The organism is Nocardia goodfellowii, from assembly GCF_017875645.1.
Taxonomy (GTDB): domain Bacteria; phylum Actinomycetota; class Actinomycetes; order Mycobacteriales; family Mycobacteriaceae; genus Nocardia; species Nocardia goodfellowii.
Map to the genome: position 1 here is coordinate 3091737 of NZ_JAGGMR010000001.1, position 15194 is coordinate 3106930.

The 15194-nt window shown below is 66.6% G+C and carries 18 protein-coding genes; 9 read left to right on the forward strand and 9 right to left on the reverse strand.

The features are described 5' to 3' along the window. The first annotated feature begins 332 nt into the window (after window positions 1–332). Window positions 333–1307 (forward strand): ACP S-malonyltransferase, encoded by a 975-nt coding sequence (fabD, locus tag BJ987_RS13900; RefSeq protein ID WP_209889215.1) that lies wholly within the window; start codon window positions 333–335, stop codon window positions 1305–1307. An 84-nt stretch (window positions 1308–1391) separates the two neighbouring features. Here fabD and BJ987_RS13905 read toward each other — a convergent pair whose 3' ends face one another. The 4 genes from BJ987_RS13905 to BJ987_RS13920 all read right to left on the reverse strand — a co-directional run bounded on the left by BJ987_RS13905 (window position 1392) and on the right by BJ987_RS13920 (window position 4905). Continuing rightward, window positions 1392–1931, reverse strand: a complete 540-nt coding sequence (locus tag BJ987_RS13905) for a PadR family transcriptional regulator (RefSeq protein ID WP_209889218.1) — start codon at window positions 1929–1931, stop codon at window positions 1392–1394. A 244-nt stretch (window positions 1932–2175) separates the two neighbouring features. Further along, window positions 2176–3174 (reverse strand): LLM class F420-dependent oxidoreductase, encoded by a 999-nt coding sequence (locus BJ987_RS13910; protein ID WP_209889221.1) that lies wholly within the window; start codon window positions 3172–3174, stop codon window positions 2176–2178. 31 nt (window positions 3175–3205) lie between these two features. Further along, window positions 3206–3997 carry an ABC transporter permease gene (locus tag BJ987_RS13915; RefSeq protein ID WP_209889224.1) on the reverse strand — a complete coding sequence of 264 codons (792 nt, stop codon included), beginning with the start codon at window positions 3995–3997 and terminating at the stop codon, window positions 3206–3208. After that, on the reverse strand, window positions 3994–4905 hold the full coding sequence (locus tag BJ987_RS13920) for an ABC transporter ATP-binding protein (protein WP_209889238.1): 912 nt from the start codon (window positions 4903–4905) through the stop codon (window positions 3994–3996). Before BJ987_RS13920 ends, BJ987_RS13915 begins: the two co-directional genes overlap by 4 nt. Window positions 4906–5048: 143 nt before the next feature. Here BJ987_RS13920 and BJ987_RS13925 point away from each other — a divergent pair, with 143 nt between their 5' ends. Both BJ987_RS13925 and BJ987_RS13930 read left to right on the forward strand, forming a co-directional pair. Continuing rightward, window positions 5049–6026 carry a GlxA family transcriptional regulator gene (locus tag BJ987_RS13925; protein ID WP_209889241.1) on the forward strand — a complete coding sequence of 326 codons (978 nt, stop codon included), beginning with the start codon at window positions 5049–5051 and terminating at the stop codon, window positions 6024–6026. Between the two features lie 80 nt (window positions 6027–6106). Beyond that, on the forward strand, window positions 6107–6718 hold the full coding sequence (locus BJ987_RS13930; RefSeq protein ID WP_307869600.1) for an isochorismatase family protein: 612 nt from the start codon (window positions 6107–6109) through the stop codon (window positions 6716–6718). Between the two features lie 5 nt (window positions 6719–6723). Here BJ987_RS13930 and BJ987_RS13935 read toward each other — a convergent pair whose 3' ends face one another. After that, the gene (locus tag BJ987_RS13935) at window positions 6724–7653 is read right to left on the reverse strand and encodes a zinc-binding dehydrogenase (RefSeq protein WP_209889244.1); all 930 of its coding nucleotides are present in this window, start codon (window positions 7651–7653) and stop codon (window positions 6724–6726) included. Window positions 7654–7759: 106 nt separating this feature from the next. On the opposite strand from BJ987_RS13935, the gene BJ987_RS13940 reads away from it, so the two are divergent. Beyond that, window positions 7760–8392 carry a TetR/AcrR family transcriptional regulator gene (locus BJ987_RS13940; RefSeq protein WP_209889247.1) on the forward strand — a complete coding sequence of 211 codons (633 nt, stop codon included), beginning with the start codon at window positions 7760–7762 and terminating at the stop codon, window positions 8390–8392. A 55-nt stretch (window positions 8393–8447) separates the two neighbouring features. Here BJ987_RS13940 and BJ987_RS13945 read toward each other — a convergent pair whose 3' ends face one another. After that, window positions 8448–9386, reverse strand: coding sequence for a helix-turn-helix domain-containing protein (locus BJ987_RS13945; protein ID WP_209889250.1), 939 nt, complete (start codon window positions 9384–9386; stop codon window positions 8448–8450). Between the two features lie 69 nt (window positions 9387–9455). On the opposite strand from BJ987_RS13945, the gene BJ987_RS13950 reads away from it, so the two are divergent. Beyond that, a complete protein-coding gene (locus tag BJ987_RS13950; protein WP_209889253.1) occupies window positions 9456–10076 on the forward strand; it encodes a maleylpyruvate isomerase family mycothiol-dependent enzyme in 621 nt (206 codons plus the stop codon). A 6-nt stretch (window positions 10077–10082) separates the two neighbouring features. Here BJ987_RS13950 and BJ987_RS13955 read toward each other — a convergent pair whose 3' ends face one another. Beyond that, the gene (locus BJ987_RS13955) at window positions 10083–10433 is read right to left on the reverse strand and encodes a hypothetical protein (protein ID WP_209889256.1); all 351 of its coding nucleotides are present in this window, start codon (window positions 10431–10433) and stop codon (window positions 10083–10085) included. Between the two features lie 98 nt (window positions 10434–10531). Between BJ987_RS13955 and BJ987_RS13960 the strand changes: the two genes are divergently transcribed. Next, entirely contained in the window at window positions 10532–11158 is a 627-nt protein-coding gene (locus BJ987_RS13960; RefSeq protein ID WP_209889259.1) for a histidine phosphatase family protein, read from the forward strand. Here the strand turns inward: BJ987_RS13960 and BJ987_RS13965 are convergent. After that, window positions 11127–11666, reverse strand: a complete 540-nt coding sequence (locus BJ987_RS13965) for a MarR family winged helix-turn-helix transcriptional regulator (protein WP_209889261.1) — start codon at window positions 11664–11666, stop codon at window positions 11127–11129. The two genes, BJ987_RS13960 and BJ987_RS13965, sit on opposite strands and share 32 nt — an antisense overlap. A gap of 92 nt (window positions 11667–11758) precedes the next feature. Here BJ987_RS13965 and BJ987_RS13970 point away from each other — a divergent pair, with 92 nt between their 5' ends. Together BJ987_RS13970 and BJ987_RS13975 are read left to right on the forward strand one after the other, a co-directional pair. Continuing rightward, a complete protein-coding gene (locus tag BJ987_RS13970; RefSeq protein ID WP_209889264.1) occupies window positions 11759–12925 on the forward strand; it encodes an MFS transporter in 1167 nt (388 codons plus the stop codon). 30 nt (window positions 12926–12955) lie between these two features. Next, window positions 12956–13198 (forward strand): putative antibiotic biosynthesis monooxygenase, encoded by a 243-nt coding sequence (locus tag BJ987_RS13975; protein WP_209889268.1) that lies wholly within the window; start codon window positions 12956–12958, stop codon window positions 13196–13198. 89 nt (window positions 13199–13287) lie between these two features. Here the strand turns inward: BJ987_RS13975 and BJ987_RS13980 are convergent, their stop codons facing one another. Further along, entirely contained in the window at window positions 13288–14502 is a 1215-nt protein-coding gene (locus BJ987_RS13980) for an alpha/beta fold hydrolase (protein ID WP_209889271.1), read from the reverse strand. 78 nt (window positions 14503–14580) lie between these two features. On the opposite strand from BJ987_RS13980, the gene BJ987_RS13985 reads away from it, so the two are divergent. Beyond that, on the forward strand, window positions 14581–15186 hold the full coding sequence (locus tag BJ987_RS13985) for a TetR family transcriptional regulator (protein ID WP_307869601.1): 606 nt from the start codon (window positions 14581–14583) through the stop codon (window positions 15184–15186). Window positions 15187–15194: the final 8 nt, after the last annotated feature.

Consider the following 15194-nt stretch of genomic DNA (forward strand, 5'->3'; position numbering starts at 1 on the left):
AGGCTGTCGGCATCGCCGGAGTTAATATCCGGGTTCGGCGCTGAAGTTTGCCGGACGTCGATTTTCCGCCCTCCTCGCGGGATTGCGACATCTGATGTTCACGATTTCGTATCACCGGCACCCATCACGAGGCCGGATAAATCAAACTGGGCAGGTGACTTTTTGGGTATCAGAGTGATGCATCCCACTCTCGGGCATAAATTTGTGCCCGCTGCGCGCATAATCGCATCCGTGGGGGCGGCCCCGATGCCGCTGTAAAACGAACCGGTCAGTCGTGGCCCGGATTCTTCGCTTTCGCTGGTATACCCGTATTTCTTGATGGAGATTTCGAAATGCAAACCTCGTACTTGTTTCCCGGTCAAGGTTCCCAGCGGGTCGGGATGGGACGCGATCTGCGCGCTGCCTATCCGGACCTACTCGGTCCGATATTCGATACCGCCGATGAGATTCTCGGTTTCGAACTCTCCCGCCTTTGCTGGGAGGGTCCCGAGGATCGACTGCAGCGCACCGACATCACGCAGCCGGCGGTCTTCCTCGCCAGTTATGCCGCGTACCGAGTGCTTGCTGAAAGATTGCCGCCGCCCGCGGTCGTCGCGGGGCACAGCCTCGGCGAATACACCGCGCTGGTTGCCGCCGGAGTGCTCGAATGGACAGACGCGCTCGCGCTGGTGCGGCGGCGCGGAACATTGATGGCCGAGGTGAACGAGTCGACCCCGGGAGCCATGGCGGCGGCGCTCGGGTTGCCCGCCACCGAAGTCGAACGGATCTGCGCGGCGGTGCGGGCCGAGACCGCCGAGGTGGTCGAGGTCGCGAACTACAACAGCGCTGATCAGACCGTGGTATCCGGCAGTGTGGCAGGCGTCGCCGCGTTCGGCGCGTGGGTGCTGGCGCTGGGCCGGGCGGAAGTGCAGGTCAAGCGCATCAAGGTCGGTGCGCCGTTTCACAGCTCGATGATGGCGGCGGTGGAAGCCGAGTTCGCCACCGATCTGGCCCGGGTGCGGTTCGCTGATCCGGTGCTGCCGATCATCGCGAACGTCACTGCCCAGCCGGTGCGGACGGGGGAGCAGTCGCGTGCTGTGTTGCGTTCCCAGCTCACCGGATCCGTCCGGTGGAGCGACACCCTGACGGCAGTGCTCGGATACGGTGTCGACACTTTCGTCGAAGTCGGGCCGGGCCGCGTCCTGGCCGGTCTCTGTAAACGCGCATATCCCGAAATCGCCTGCTGCTCCGCGGGTGATGCGCGGCGTATCGAAGCTATTGCCGCGGCCGTCGATTCCGAAGTGGATGCCGAATTGCGCGCGTCCTGAGCACTGTTTCTGGTCTTGCGTCCAGTTGAGCGGGCGGGTGATAAGTCGAGCTGAGGGCATGTGGTGATAGCGTGCTGTCGTGCTCTAATTGGGACGATCCGCGACAGTGTCCCAAAACTCCACGGCGAGGGACTCGTAGCGAATTCCGAATTCCAGGACCAGCAATTCGTGGACATCACTTTTAGGGGTTGCGGAAAGTGAGGTGTGCGCGGTGCGATAGCGGTCCAGGCGTTGCTGGTGTGCGGACTTCTCGGCTTCGGCGACTTTCGCGACATCCGCATGAGTGGATAGACTGCCGAAATAGAGCTTCAGCAAGCCGCTGTCCCGCAGTTCGTGTGTGGGTGCGTCCGCGCTGTGCGACAGCCATTCTTCCAGTCGTGCGCGACCGAGATCGGTGATACTATAAATTCGCCGACGGCGGCCTGCCGGTTCCTGATAACCGGAGAGCAGCATCTTGCCGGCCAGGCGCTCGGGTTCGGCGTAGATTTGAGAATGGGGAAAAGACCAGAAGAATCCAATTGAGCGGTCTACATGTTTTTTGATATCGAATGGTGTACAAGGGCCGGTGCGTGCCACCAGGCTCAGTACCAAATATGACGTCGGGCTTAGTTTGAAGTCGGACAAGCGGCTCACTCCTCTCGTGTCGAGGGCTAGCCGCGAATCGAAGCGACGGACCCTTTGTCGGTTGTTTGTGGATTCGCGCGTTTGGTAATTCACATAGTCCACTGTCTGGGACTCAACCTATGGGCCGGACTATACATTTCGGACTGTTGGCGAGTCAACCGGTGTGGGCGTCGCGCGCTATGCACGGCAATGCTTTTCAGATCGAATGTCCCGGCACCGCTGCGGCGCCGGGACATTCGCGGTGTCACTCGGTTGAGACCAAGGGGCTCAACGTTTTTCCCGCGAGTTCGATCACTCCGGGTTGATGGCCGTTGGCAACCATGTTGATGATCAGGCCGTCGACTCCGAGATCGAGCACCTGCTGTTGAATCTGCTCGGCCACCTCGTCGGGACTACCCAGGAACAACCGGCCGGCCATTCCGCCGCGGACTTGGTCGACCTTGTCCGGGTCACCGACCCGGCGGGCGAACATCTCGTCGACCGCGCGGTGCGCGCTTGCGGAGGACTCGTCCATGGCGACGAAGGCGAGATAGCTGACCTCGAGGGTCGAGCGGTCACGCCCGATCTCGTCGCAACGGCGTTGCAATGCCTCCAGCTTGCCGGGCAGTTCGACGGCGTCGCAGCCGATGCTGAGGTGGTCGGCATAGCGCGCCGCCAGGGCGAAGGTCTTCTTCTCACCGGCGCCGCCGAGCATGATGGGGAGGTCGTCGCGGATGCGCGGTTCGTTGATGGCGTTGGCGACGCGATACCACTTGCCCTCGAAGCTCGGCCGGGCTCCGCGCAGCATCGATCGGATGATCTGCAACGCCTCGTCGAGTTTCTCGAAACGCTCGGTGAACGAGCCGAATTCGTAGCCGTAGGACTTGTGTTCGAGTTCGAACCAGCCGGCGCCGATGCCGAGCATGGCCCGGCCCTGACTGACCACGTCCAGCGTGGTCACGATCTTGGCGAGTAACGCGGGGTTGCGGTAGGTATTGCCGGTTACCAAGGTGGACAGCTGAATTCGATCGGTTGTCGTCGCGATGCCGGCCAAGGCGGTGTAGGCCTCGAGCGTCGGTCCGTGCGGGGGGCCGAAGCGCTGGTAGAAGTGGTCGGTCAGGAATACGGTGTCGAAACCGGCGCGCTCGGCCTCCTGGGCCTGCGCGATGACCGTGGGGAAGAGCTTGTCGACCGGTCCGCCGAAATTGAAGTCGGGCATCTGGTATCCGAGGCGAACGATCGCCCGCTCAGCTGTATTCGTCATCTGTTTACTCCGATGCTGATGCGCGGATTTCTCACACGTCTTTGCGGATCAGGGCGCGGCGCCCCCCGAACAGAACACCGAGGGTGAGCAGGACGACCAGGGCCAAGCGTGGCCAGCCGCCCAGTGACCCGATCAGTTCGTCGGCGGCGTCGGCGCTTTGGGACAACTTGCCGACCACGGCGGTCGGGGCCACCAGCGTCATCAGTTTGTGCAATTCGCCGAAGGCAGTGGCGGAGGCCGCTTCCGGCAGCACCACGTGTGCGCTCACCGCGGCCACCGCGCCGGCCGAGCTGCGCAGCATCAGGCCGATGGCCAAGCCGAACAGTGCGACCGCCGGAAAGACCAGGTAGATACCGAGCAGGCCGGGGAAGGCTTGTCCCGCCGCGTATTTAGCGGCATCGATGGTGGCGAGGCCGACCAGGTAGGCCAAGGTGGTGGACAACACCCCCACGATGGCGGAGATCGCCGCCGTGGTGATCACCTTGGCGGCGAACACGGTGTCGCGTTGCGGTGTCGCCGCGAGCACGGGCCGGATGGTGCCGGAAGAGTACTCGGTGGTGATCATCAGCGCGCCCCACGCTCCGATCACCGCTACAGGCAAGGTGAGTGCGGTCAATGATCCGCCGAGCACCGTGTCATCGGCTTCGAGGCTGTCGGAGATTCCGACCAATAGTGCGCTGGCCGGGCCGATGATCACCGCCAGTACCGGCAGGAACCACAGCGATCGTGCGGACCGCGCTTTGACGAGTTCGGATTGCACTTGGAAGCGCAGCGGCGACCAGGAGCGAACGGGAGTGACGGCGGGTGCGGCGGTGCTGGTCATGCGGACTCCTGCATTACTTCATGAGGTTCGAAAGTGTGCTCGCCAGTGACCAATTGGGTATAGACGTCCTCGACCGAGGCTTGCAGCGGGGTCAGTTCGTCGAGCACGATGCCGCGGGCGGCGGCGATCTGGCCGATCTCGCGAGACCGGGTGCCGCGCACGGTGCCGATGTCGCCGCGGATCGAGATACGGTCGCCGAGCGCTTCGGCCAGTTCGGCCAGACCCGTGCTGCGGACCCGAACCGTCGGTTCGGCGACGCGCTCGACGAAGGACGCGGTCGGCTCGTCCGCGATGAGCGTGCCTTTACTCATGACCAGCAGGTGGTCGGCGACCAGTTCGGTCTCGCTCATCATGTGGCTGGACAGCAGGACGGTGCGGCCCTCGTCGGCCATCGCGCGCAGGGTCTGCCGGATCCAGCGGATGCCCTCGGTGTCCAAACCGTTGACCGGTTCGTCGAGAATCAGTACCGACGGGTCGCCGAGCAGTGCCGCGGCGATACCGAGCCGCTGCCGCATGCCGAGGGAGAACCCCTTCACACGCTTGCCTGCCACCTCGGCGAGACCGACCCGATCGAGCACCTGCTCGACGCGCCCGCGGGGAATGCCGTTGCTCGCCGCGAGGAAAGCCAGGTGCTGGGCGGCGGACCGCGATCCCAGCACGTCGCCGGCGTCGAGCAGCGCGCCGACGGTGTGTAGCGGATGGACGAGGTCGCTGTATTTGCGGCCGACCACCGAGACGTTGCCGGAGGTCGGAGTATCCAAGCCCAGGATCAACCGCATCGTGGTCGACTTGCCCGAGCCGTTCGGTCCGAGGAATCCGGTGACGCGGCCGGGTTCGACGGTGAAGGTGAGGTTTTGGATGGCCCGAGTCTTGCCGTAATGCTTGGTCAAGCTACGCGCTTCGATCATGCTTCGAGCCTATGGACGCAGGCAGCGAGGCACATCCCTCCTGCGAGCGAACTTTTGGAGTCACTCTCGAGAGTGACCCCGGTGTCCGAATGTGACAGGTATCCGTCGTTGCGGCCATGGTCGGGACCGTCGATGATTGAGCCATGCCACTGATCCATCGCGTACTGATCGCGGTCTTCCCGGAGGTCGACCTGCTCGACGTCACCGGGCCGGCCGAGGTCTTCGCGTTGGCGAACCGGGAAGGCGCGGTCCGGTACGAGGTCCGCCTCGCTAGTCCCGACGGTGGACCGGTGACCACGTCAGCGGGGGTGCGGTTGCTCACCGATGTGGCGTTCGACGACGTCGACGGCGGTGTCGACACGCTGATCGTGCCGGGTGCGGTGAAGCTGTCCCCGGACGGCCCCGTGGCGTTGGTCGATCCGGAGGTGGTGGCGTGGATCGAGCGGATCGCGCCGCGGGTGAGCCGCATCGCCTCGGTGTGTGTCGGCGCGCATCTGCTGGCTGCCGCGGGTGTGCTGGACGGGAAGGTGGCGACCACGCATTGGTCGACCGCCGATCAACTCGCGGCCGATCATCCGCAGATCGTCGTCGACCCGGACCCGATCTTCGTCCGCTCGGGCCGGGTGTGGACCGGCGCCGGGATCAGTGCCTGCCTGGACCTCGCCTTGGCCCTGGTAACCGAGGATCACGGCGAAGAGTTGGCGCTCGCGGTCGCGCGGCAACTGGTGGTGTACCTGAAACGGCAGGGCGGCCAGAGTCAGTTCAGTGTGCCGCTGAGCCGGCCGCCCGCGTCCCGGCGCGATATCGACGACCTGCGCCTCTACATCGCCGAACACCTCGACCACGACCTGTCGGTCTCGGCGCTGGCGGCCCGGATGTGCTTGAGCGAGCGCCATTTCGCGCGGGTCTTCCGGCAGGAGAGCGGTACCGGCGTCGCCGCCTACGTGGAGCAGGCCCGGGTCGAAGCCGCGCGGCGGCTGCTCGAAACCACCGATGAACCGCTGGCGGCCATCAGCGCCACCGTCGGGCTCGGCTCGGTGGAAACGCTGCACCGTGCCTTCCGCAAACTGCTCGGCGCCAGTCCGGGTGCGTACCGCCGCCGCTTCCGCACCATCGCCTGAATCCCCAACCCCTGTGCCGTAGCCACTCCGGCTGCGGATGCACCGAGTCGTCTCTCGGTACCTTCTCGAAAGGAATTGTCGTGTCTACTGTTTCGCCTTCACCAACGCTGCGCGAGGTCATCGGCCTAGATAACCAGCTACCCCGGCTGGCCGACGCCACCGTCATCATGATCGATTTCCAGAACACCTACCGCACCGGTGTCATGGCGCTGACCGGCCCGGAAGAAGCTCTCGCCGCGGGTGCCCGCCTCCTCGCCGCCGCCAGGGACCTCGGCCGTCCGGTGATCCACATCATCAACGACGGCGGCGCGGGCACGCCCTACGACATCCATGCCGAGATCGGTGCGATCAGCCCCGAAGTCGCGCCGCTGAGTACCGAGCCGGTCGTCGTAAAGCAGTTCCCCAACGCCTTTTTCGGCACCGAACTGGAGCAAACCCTGCAAAACATCGGTGCCGGCACCGATCTCATCCTCTGCGGCTTCATGACCCACATGTGCGTAACCTTCACCGCCCAGGGCGCGTTCAACCTCGGCTACCGGCCCACCGTCGTCGCCGAAGCCACCGCCACCCGCGCCCTGCCCGCCCCTGGCAACTCGGCCCTCTCGGCCGCCGCCCTGCAATCGGCCGCTCTGACCACCATCGCCGATCTGTTCGGGCTCGTCGCTCCCACGGTCGACGACCTGATCGGCTGACCGCCTCACCCGATTTCGAGGACCGCTTTGCCGTGCAAACGGCGTTCTTCCAGCAGGCTCGCGGCAGCGGCGAACTCCGACCAGTCGCCGCGCCAGGAGATGCCGGGGTCCAGCGCACCGGCGGCGACTCGTGTTGCCAGCCAAGACAAGTCGCGGGACAAGCCGGTGCAGGAGAGGAGAAAAAAGGTGACGATCGAGCGGTCGTGGCGACCCTGATCACCGAAGAAAGTGCCGAAGTCGAAGTGCTCGGCTTGACCGGCTGAGTGCCCGACGGCGATCAAAGTGCCTGTCTCGGTAAGGGAGTGGAAGGCTTCGACGAGTTGCGGGCCGCCGACCAGATCGATGACACCGTCGACGCCGGTATCCAGTTCGGCGGGGGTGGCGATGACGCGATCGGCGCCGAGTGCGCGCAGGCCCGCGCTGTGCGCCGAAGGGTTCGCGGTGGTGGCGATCACGTGCGCGCCTGCCTGGTGTGCCAACTGGACGGTGTAGCGGCCGACGCCGCCGGTCGCGCCGGTGATCAGGACCGTTCGCCCCAGGATCGGGCCGAGCCGGTGCAGCGCGCGCAACGCGGTGGCGCCCGCGACCGGGATCGTGCTGATCGCGCCGAGGTCGGCACCCTCGGGTACCACGCCGATCAAATCAGTATCTACAGCACGTAATTCGGCCCAAGCGCCGGCGATGCCCAGCGTCACCACGCGCGCGCCGGCCGCCGGACCGGAACCGTCGGCCGCGGCGCGTTCGACCACACCGGCCGCGTCCCACCCGAGGACCGCGCCTTCGGGTGCGTGTTTCACCGCGAACCGCAATTCCCCGTCGTTCAAAGACGTGGCCGTCACCCGGACCAGCGCCTGATTCGGCGCGGGTTCGGGATCGGGCGCCTCGCCCAGCCGTAGTCCGGCGGGCCGGGAATGGTCGACAAGCAGAGCGCGCATGGGGGACATCGCCTTTCGGAGGTGGCTGCTGGCGAGCCTCAATGTGCCACTCAGTGGCAAACGCCGTCAAGTGGCAAAAGGTGATGGTGGCCGTTAAGCTCTGCCCATGCCTGATGTCGCGACCGAGCTACCGCTGCGTGAACGAAAGAAGTTGCGCACCCGGCAGGCGCTGATCGACACGGCCCTGGCTCTGTTCGACGAACGTGGTTTCGACAGAACGACTTTGGCTGACCTGTGTCAGGGTGTGGAAATCTCCAAGCGCACCTTCTTCCGCACTTTCGCCAGCAAGGAAGCGGTGGCCATGGCTCCCTTGCAGGACATGTGGTCAGCCTTCCTCGACCAGCTCGAGCGCGGCGAGCCCCGCCCCGCCACCCTGCTGGAATTCCTGCAAGAAGCCCTGGTGGCGGCCATCGAAACGACAGCGACCGACGGCTGGGCCCAGCGCGCGACCCGCAGCCATCAACTCGCCCAGGACACCCCCTCGATGGCCGCGCACAATCTGCAGTTCTGTGACCAAACCACCCGCAGCGCCCTACTCGTCCTCCACCGTCAACTCGAACTACCCGACGACCTGCGCCCCCGTCTGGCCCTCGACATCCTGGTCGCGGCCTTCCACCGCGCGCTCGACACCTGGACCACCCGAACAACTTTCGAGACCGCCGACCTCCTCGCCGACCTCAACGCCGCCTTCGCGGCGATCCCTGGCGCGGTCACGCTCAGTGCGAGGATCTCCAGATGAGCATCCGCACGTTGTTCCAGCTGGGCGCTGAAATTGACGGCCCGACGCTCGCCCCCTAGTTGCGCACTGTGCGCGCGGCCTGAACCGAGTGCGCCAGGGCCCGGTGTAGCCACAGTTGGGCGGCGCCGGTGGTGGCGGGGCCGACGAGATCGCCGGTCAGCGTCCAGTAGCGGTGGGTCCACGGGTCGGTTTCGGTGGCGGCGTGCAAGAGCGTGGTGCGGAAGGCGGCGGTGTCGGTCGAGCCCCGTGCGGCGGCGTGGGCGGCGACGAAGTGGTCGAGTATCGGGCCGGGGTGGGGGTCTACGCCGGTGCTGACGAGGTCGGCGACCTGTTCACCGGCTTCCGCGAGACCGACCAGCAGTCCGCGCCGGTCTTTGATATCGGCAGGTTTGGAGCGCCAAATGCTCTGGGACATAGCGGCTTTGGCCGTGGGATAGGTCAGGTGTCGCACGAGTTCGGCGAAGGTGAGCAGTTGTCGAGGGGCGGGGTCGGCCGGGAGCGTGGGGATGTTCATGACAGCGAATGCGTCGAACATCGATGCCGGGAGCGGGCCGAGCAGTCGCCGCCAGAATTCCAGTAGCCGGTCCTCGGCGGCCTTCCGATCCTGCACGGCCGCAAGGAGTTCAAGTCGCCGCAGGGGCTGCCCGGGGTCGTCCTCGATGGCGCGCAGCGCGGAACGGCGCCACGCCAGCGCGGCGAGTTCGTCATCCAGGGCGGCGCGCTCGGCGGCGATCGCGTCGGCCACTCGCACGCCGCCGCTGAGAACGCCTGCGGCCGTGGGCAATCCGAGGCCGACGGCACGGAGCTGCCGCAACAGGGTGAGCTGCTCTACTGCCGCCTGCTCGAACATTCGATGCCCGCCGGTCGTGCGTTCGCACGACAGAACGCCTTCGTCACAGTAGAAGCGGATGGTTCGAACCGGCACTCCGGTCCGCCGCGACAGTTCCCCGATTCCGATCCACCCGCCACCGCGCTCCGCTGTGTCTTCTGTCACGTTGCCTTGAACCTCCACCCGGCTGGAGTTCCTACCGTACTGCTCAACGTACGAGGAAGGCCTAAGCCGATGACCGAGAACCATCCGATGACCGACACCCGAATCTGGGATGCCGTGGCAGATGAACGCCGCAACCTGCACGCTCTGCTCGCCGGCCTCCCCGGCCCTGCCTGGGACCACCCGTCCCTCTGCGCCGACTGGCAAGTCCGCGATGTGGTCGCGCACGTCATCCTGTCGGCCGACGCGGGCCTGGGCTGGATTCTGCGCGAACTGATCCGCGCCCGCGGCAGTCTCGACCGTGCCATCCGCGACACCGCCATCCGCCATGCCCGCCGAACTTCGACCTCCGGCCTACTGGCCGAACTGCATGCCGGTATCCCCAACCGCACCACCGCGCTGGGAACGACCCCCGCGGATCGCCTGATGGACCTGCTCGTCCACGGCCAAGACATCGCCGTCCCCCTCGGCCTGTCCTATGAAATGCCGCACAGCTCAGCGCAAGTGGCACTCGACCGACTCTGGACCACGGGCGCACCGTTCCACGCGCGCAAGAAGTTACGCGGATACCGGCTCGTCGCCACCGACACCGACTGGGCGGCCGGTGCCGGGCAGACGATCGCCGCGCCGATCGCGAGCCTCCTGATGGTGGTTACGGGGCGGGTGGAGGTCGACCGAATCGTCCGGCCCTGAACGCGCTCAACCGACCGGCTCGATGGAGCCGATCGGAAAGGGATCGCTGCGTCCGCGCGCCTCCAACCGGCCGTCGCCCCAGCTCGCGCTGCCGTAGGCGTCCACTTCGATGACGTACGCGCCGACGGCCAGCGTGTCCGGCAATCGCACTGCCGCCCAGGGCTTCCCGTCCACGATATCGAGGTATGTCCGCTGTGGATCACCTACGGCGGCAACGAAGAGGCGCGCGTATTCGAAACGGCTGCGGGCGGTTTCGGCGTCGGCGGGGGTCCACCGGACAATCAGCGATCGGTGTGCGGGATCGGCGGCTTCGATGGTGACGCGCAGGCGGCCCGCGAGTTCGGACTGATCCCGCACGGTTCCTCCTCGGCCAGCCATACGCTGCCTGCGTATTCAGCGTCGCTGACCCCAGGCTGGCACGGACCCCGGTCCGGGGCAAATGCGATCGTGGTCGGATGCGCACCCTCTTTGTCATCGCCCATCCGGAGGCGACGCACCACGTCGATGGTCTCGTCGGCGGCTGGTACGACTCGCGTCTCACCCCGGCCGGTTCGGTGGCCGCGGCCGCGATCGCGGAGTCATTGCGGGCGAGAATCCCCGAATCGGCTGGGGCCGAATTGTTCTCGTCTGACCTGCGCCGAGCACATGAGGCCGCCGCCATCATCGGTGCGCGGCTACAGGTGCAGCCGAAGCTCGATCGGCGATTGCGGGAGAAGTCGTATGGCGAGGCCGAAGGGAAAAGTCAGGACTGGTTGCGACGACGTTTCGTCCCGCCACCCGCGGTGGGGGAGCGGCTGAGCCATGACGAAGGCATCGCCGGTTCGGAGCGGATGATCGACTTCGGACAGCGGGTCTACGCGGCGATGGACGCCGTCCTGCGGCGTGACTGCGAGCACCAGATCATCGTGACCCACGGTGGCGTAATAACTTTCGCGGTCGCGGCGTGGCTCGCGCTACCGCTGGAGGTGCTCGGGTATGCCCGATTCGCGGCCGAGCCGGGCAGCATCACCGAACTGAGCGAGGACGACTATTTCCACAACCGCCGTTTGGTCACGCTCGGTGATGTCGGTCATCTCCGCTGACCGCGCGCGGCAACGTCTGATTCAGCTTGCGTAGCAGCGTGATCAGGGCGCGGCGCTCCTCGCCGGTGAGCCCGGCGAGCAACCGTGTCTCATTGCGCAGGTGCCGGCCGATGGCCTCGTCGATGATCGCCCGGCCCCGGTCGGTGAGCTGGATCAGCCGGCCGCGCGCGTCGCCCTCGGCCGCGCGCCGGTGCACCAGCCCCGCGCGTTCGAGCCGGTCGACCCTTTTGGTGACCGCGCCGGAGGTCACCATCGTCGACCCGCGCAGTTCGCCGGCGCTGAGTTCGAACGGCGCGCCGGAGCGGCGCAGGGTGGCGAGCACATCGAATTCGCCCCGGGACAGGTCGAATTCATCGAAAACCCGGGCCAGCTGTTCCTCCAACATCCAGTGCAGACGGCTGATCCGGCCGATCACCTGCATCGGGCTCGGGTCGAGGTCCGGCCGTTCCCGATGCCACTGGCGTTCGATGCGGTCGATGTCGTCGAGCTCGGTGGAGGTGCGATTCATAGCCATACATTGACATAGTTTCCATGGAAACTAATATGTCTTCCATGGAAACTAATGTCGTGGCGCACCCCCGGTCGGTGACGAGATCGTGGATGAGTGTCGTGGCGATCACCGCGAGCCTGTTCGTCTTCGTCACCACCGAGTTGATGCCGATCGGCCTGCTCACCCCGATCAGCGCGAGTCTGAGTATTTCGGTGGGCGTCGCCGGTCTGATGGTCACCCTGTATGGGCTGTCCGCCGGTCTGGGCGTGCCGTTCATCGTGGCGTGGACCAAGCGCGTCGACCGGCGCGCCCTGTTGTCGGCGCTGCTGGCGATCCTGGCGCTCGGCAATCTGATCACCGCCCTCTCACCGAACTATCCGCTGGTCCTGACGGTCCGGCTGATCATGGGATTCGCCAACGGAGTGTTCTGGGCGATCGGTGTGAGCATGGCCATGCGCGTGGTCCCGGAACGGCAGGCCAGCCGCGCCGCCGCGGTCGCGCTGTCGGGCATCTCGATCGCCACGGTGGTGGGCATACCGCTGGGCACGCTCCTGGAAAGCCTTACCGGCTGGCGCACCACCTTCCTGATCTGGAGTGCGCTGAGCGCCGCGGTGCTGGTCGCGGTCGCCGTCGTCGTGCCCGCACTGCCCTCGGAGAACGCGGTCTCGGTCCGCGAGGTCTTCGGACTTCCGGTGCGGAACACCCAGCTGCGGATAGTGCTGATCGCCGTCACGTGCTATGTGCTCGGCCACTTCGGGGCCTATACCTTCGTCCGTCCGTTCCTCGAGGAGAACTCTTCCGCCACACCGGCATTCATCGCGACCCTGCTGATCATCTACGGCGTCGGCGGCGCGGCCGGCAACTTCCTCGCCGGATACACCGTGACCAAGAATCTGCGGGCCAGCTTCGTCGTCGCCTGCACCGGCCTCGTCGCCGCTTTGCTGTTGCTTCTCACGATCGGGCAGTCGAAGTCCGGCGCGATCCTCGCCCTCGCCCTGTGGGGCGTGTCCTTCGGCGCGGCGAACCTGTGCCAAATCAATCTGACTCTTGCCGCCGCGCCGGACACCTTCGAAGCCGCCATGTCGATCAACACCTTGGCCTACAACATCTCCATCGCCCTCGGTGCGCTGATCGGCGGGCTGTTCGCGGACCGGGTCGGTGTGACCGGTGCTGTCTGGCTCGGCGTCGCACTGATGGCGGTTTCGCTGCTCGTCACCCTCGCCGCACGCCGTAAAGCGGGCGATGTCACAGTCGCGGGGGTTACCTCGTCCTCTTGATGACTGGAATCGAAACGAGAGGGAGCGGTAATGACGAATGCACACGAATCCACGAAAACGGTTGCGCACCCGGCGAAATGGAAGTTCTTTCTACTGACCCTGGCTGGCCTCTATCCGCTGCTGACCGTGCTGGTGACCCTCACCGCACCGCTGGTCGAGCCGCTGCCGGCCCCGCTTCGCCTAGCTTGCATCCTGCCGGTCGCGGTGGCCGCGATGGTGTGGGTAATCATGCCGTTCCTGACCCGGCGCTGCGCCGCTTGGCTCGCCGCCTGAAGTCCTGTTCCGGCCATCTCCAAGACCCGCAACCAGGCCTCCGGGCCCGCGCCGGGGAACGACGTGGAGGTGGGGACGTCGGCTTCGACCTAGCGGAGCGCTTCGTCGGCGAGGGCGAACGCGGCCTCATCCGGCGCGTAACTCGCCAGTGCGGCAACAAGACTGCGAATTCCGTGCCGAACCGGAGCGGGCAGTTGCGCGTGGCGAGCGACATCGAGTTCGTTGGCGATCGTGAGCACGGCGAAGTCACGCAGCTCCGATCCTTGGACCGCTCTGGAGCGACCCGTGAACCGATCGAATATGGGCAACGGCTGCCGACCGAGCCCGGGATAGGTCCGGGTGCGGTCGCCCGCGCCGTAGAGGTACACCAGCGCCTCCGCGTCGGATCCGATGACGTGCCGGAGCAGGCTGCGATCCGCGATCGGGAGCAGCGCGTGCGCGAAGCCGTCGGTGCCGTAGGTGGCGTGGCAGATGGCGGCCAGTCGCGTGCGCGGCGTGGCGTTCCACTCGACTGTCAGCGCGTGCACCCGGTGCAGATGCGTGTGCAGGGTGCCGCCCGGATGGTCGAGGTGCCCGGCTCCCAGTCTCTGTTGTAGTTCGAAGGCGCGACTTACGGCATCGTCGGTGGCGAGCCACAGCCGAGCGTGGTCCACCACCAGGCGCGCGAGTTCCGCCGGAGCATCGCGGGCTACGAGGTGACCTGCCTCGGGCACGCAGGTGACGGTCACGCGATGGTTGGCGGCACGGAAGCGATCCACGTCGGTATCGCCCAGTGGGGTTTGCCGACCCGCGCGTACCAGGAGGATGGGCAGATCCAGTTCGGCGGCGATGGTGAGCAGGGCTTTGCTCGATCCGAGGATGTCCTCCACGAGCTCGGTGAACTGTTCGCGAAGTCCGTGGTCGTCCCGCCATCGGCGCACGCGGTCCGGGTCGGCGTCCGGCACGACGTCGACGAGGACCAGTCCGGCGACCCGGGCCATGACGGACGGTTCCGCGAGGGCGGCCATCGCGGCGAGCCCGCCGAGGGACGCGCCCACCAGCACGATCGGTTCCGGCTCGCGACGCACCATCTCACGCACGTCGTCAGCGATTGCCCGAAGTGTGCCGACGCGGCCGGAGCTCTCCCCGTGACCGCGCAAATCGTAGGCCACCGTCCGCAGCCCGGATGTGTTCATCCGGGCCGCGACCGGCTCCCAGACGCTGCGCCGCTCCCCGCCCGCGTGCAGCATCAGCACCGTGGGTCCGGTGCCGCTCACCGTGGCTCGCAGTGTGACTTCGCCCAGCGTCATATCGACGATCGGCATTGCCCCGCCCCCTCTACCTTGAGCTACCCAGGTAGGCTACGACGGTCAACCTTGGGATGTCAAGGTATGGTTTCGAGTGTGAGCACACCCAGAACGCGGCGGTCGCCGGAGGAGGCGCGCCGGCTGATCATGGACGCCGCGGCGGCGCTCCTCGCCGAAGGCGGCGTCGCAGCCGTGCAGGTGCGCGCGGTGGCCGCCCGCGTCGGCATGACCGACGCCGGTGTGACCCACCACTTCGGCAATCGCGACAAGCTGCTCGCCGAGCTCCTCCGGCACGGTGGCCGCGAACTGCGGGCCGCGCTCCGCACAGCCTGCACCGAATGGCTCGAGCACGGCGCCGATCTACTCGAACTCGTCGAAGCCCTCGAGGCGCTGTACCGGCGCGGCTACGGCGAACTCGCGGTGGCGCTGCACGCCGCGGGCTGGCGCGACCCGGGCAGCGGCATGCTCGACCCGGTCGTCGACGCACTGCATAGGCTCCGCCCGCGCGGCACCTCCCTCGACGACACCCGGCACGCCGTCGCCGCCCTGCACCAGGCGATGGCGACAGAAGCCCTGTACGGCAGCGCCTTCCGGCGTAGCGCCGGCCTCACCGGCCCCGCCGCGAACGATTCGACCGCACACGTGCGCTGGTGGGCCCGCCAACTTCAGCTCGCGCTGGGACCGCTGGATCGATCGTCCTGAACGACCCG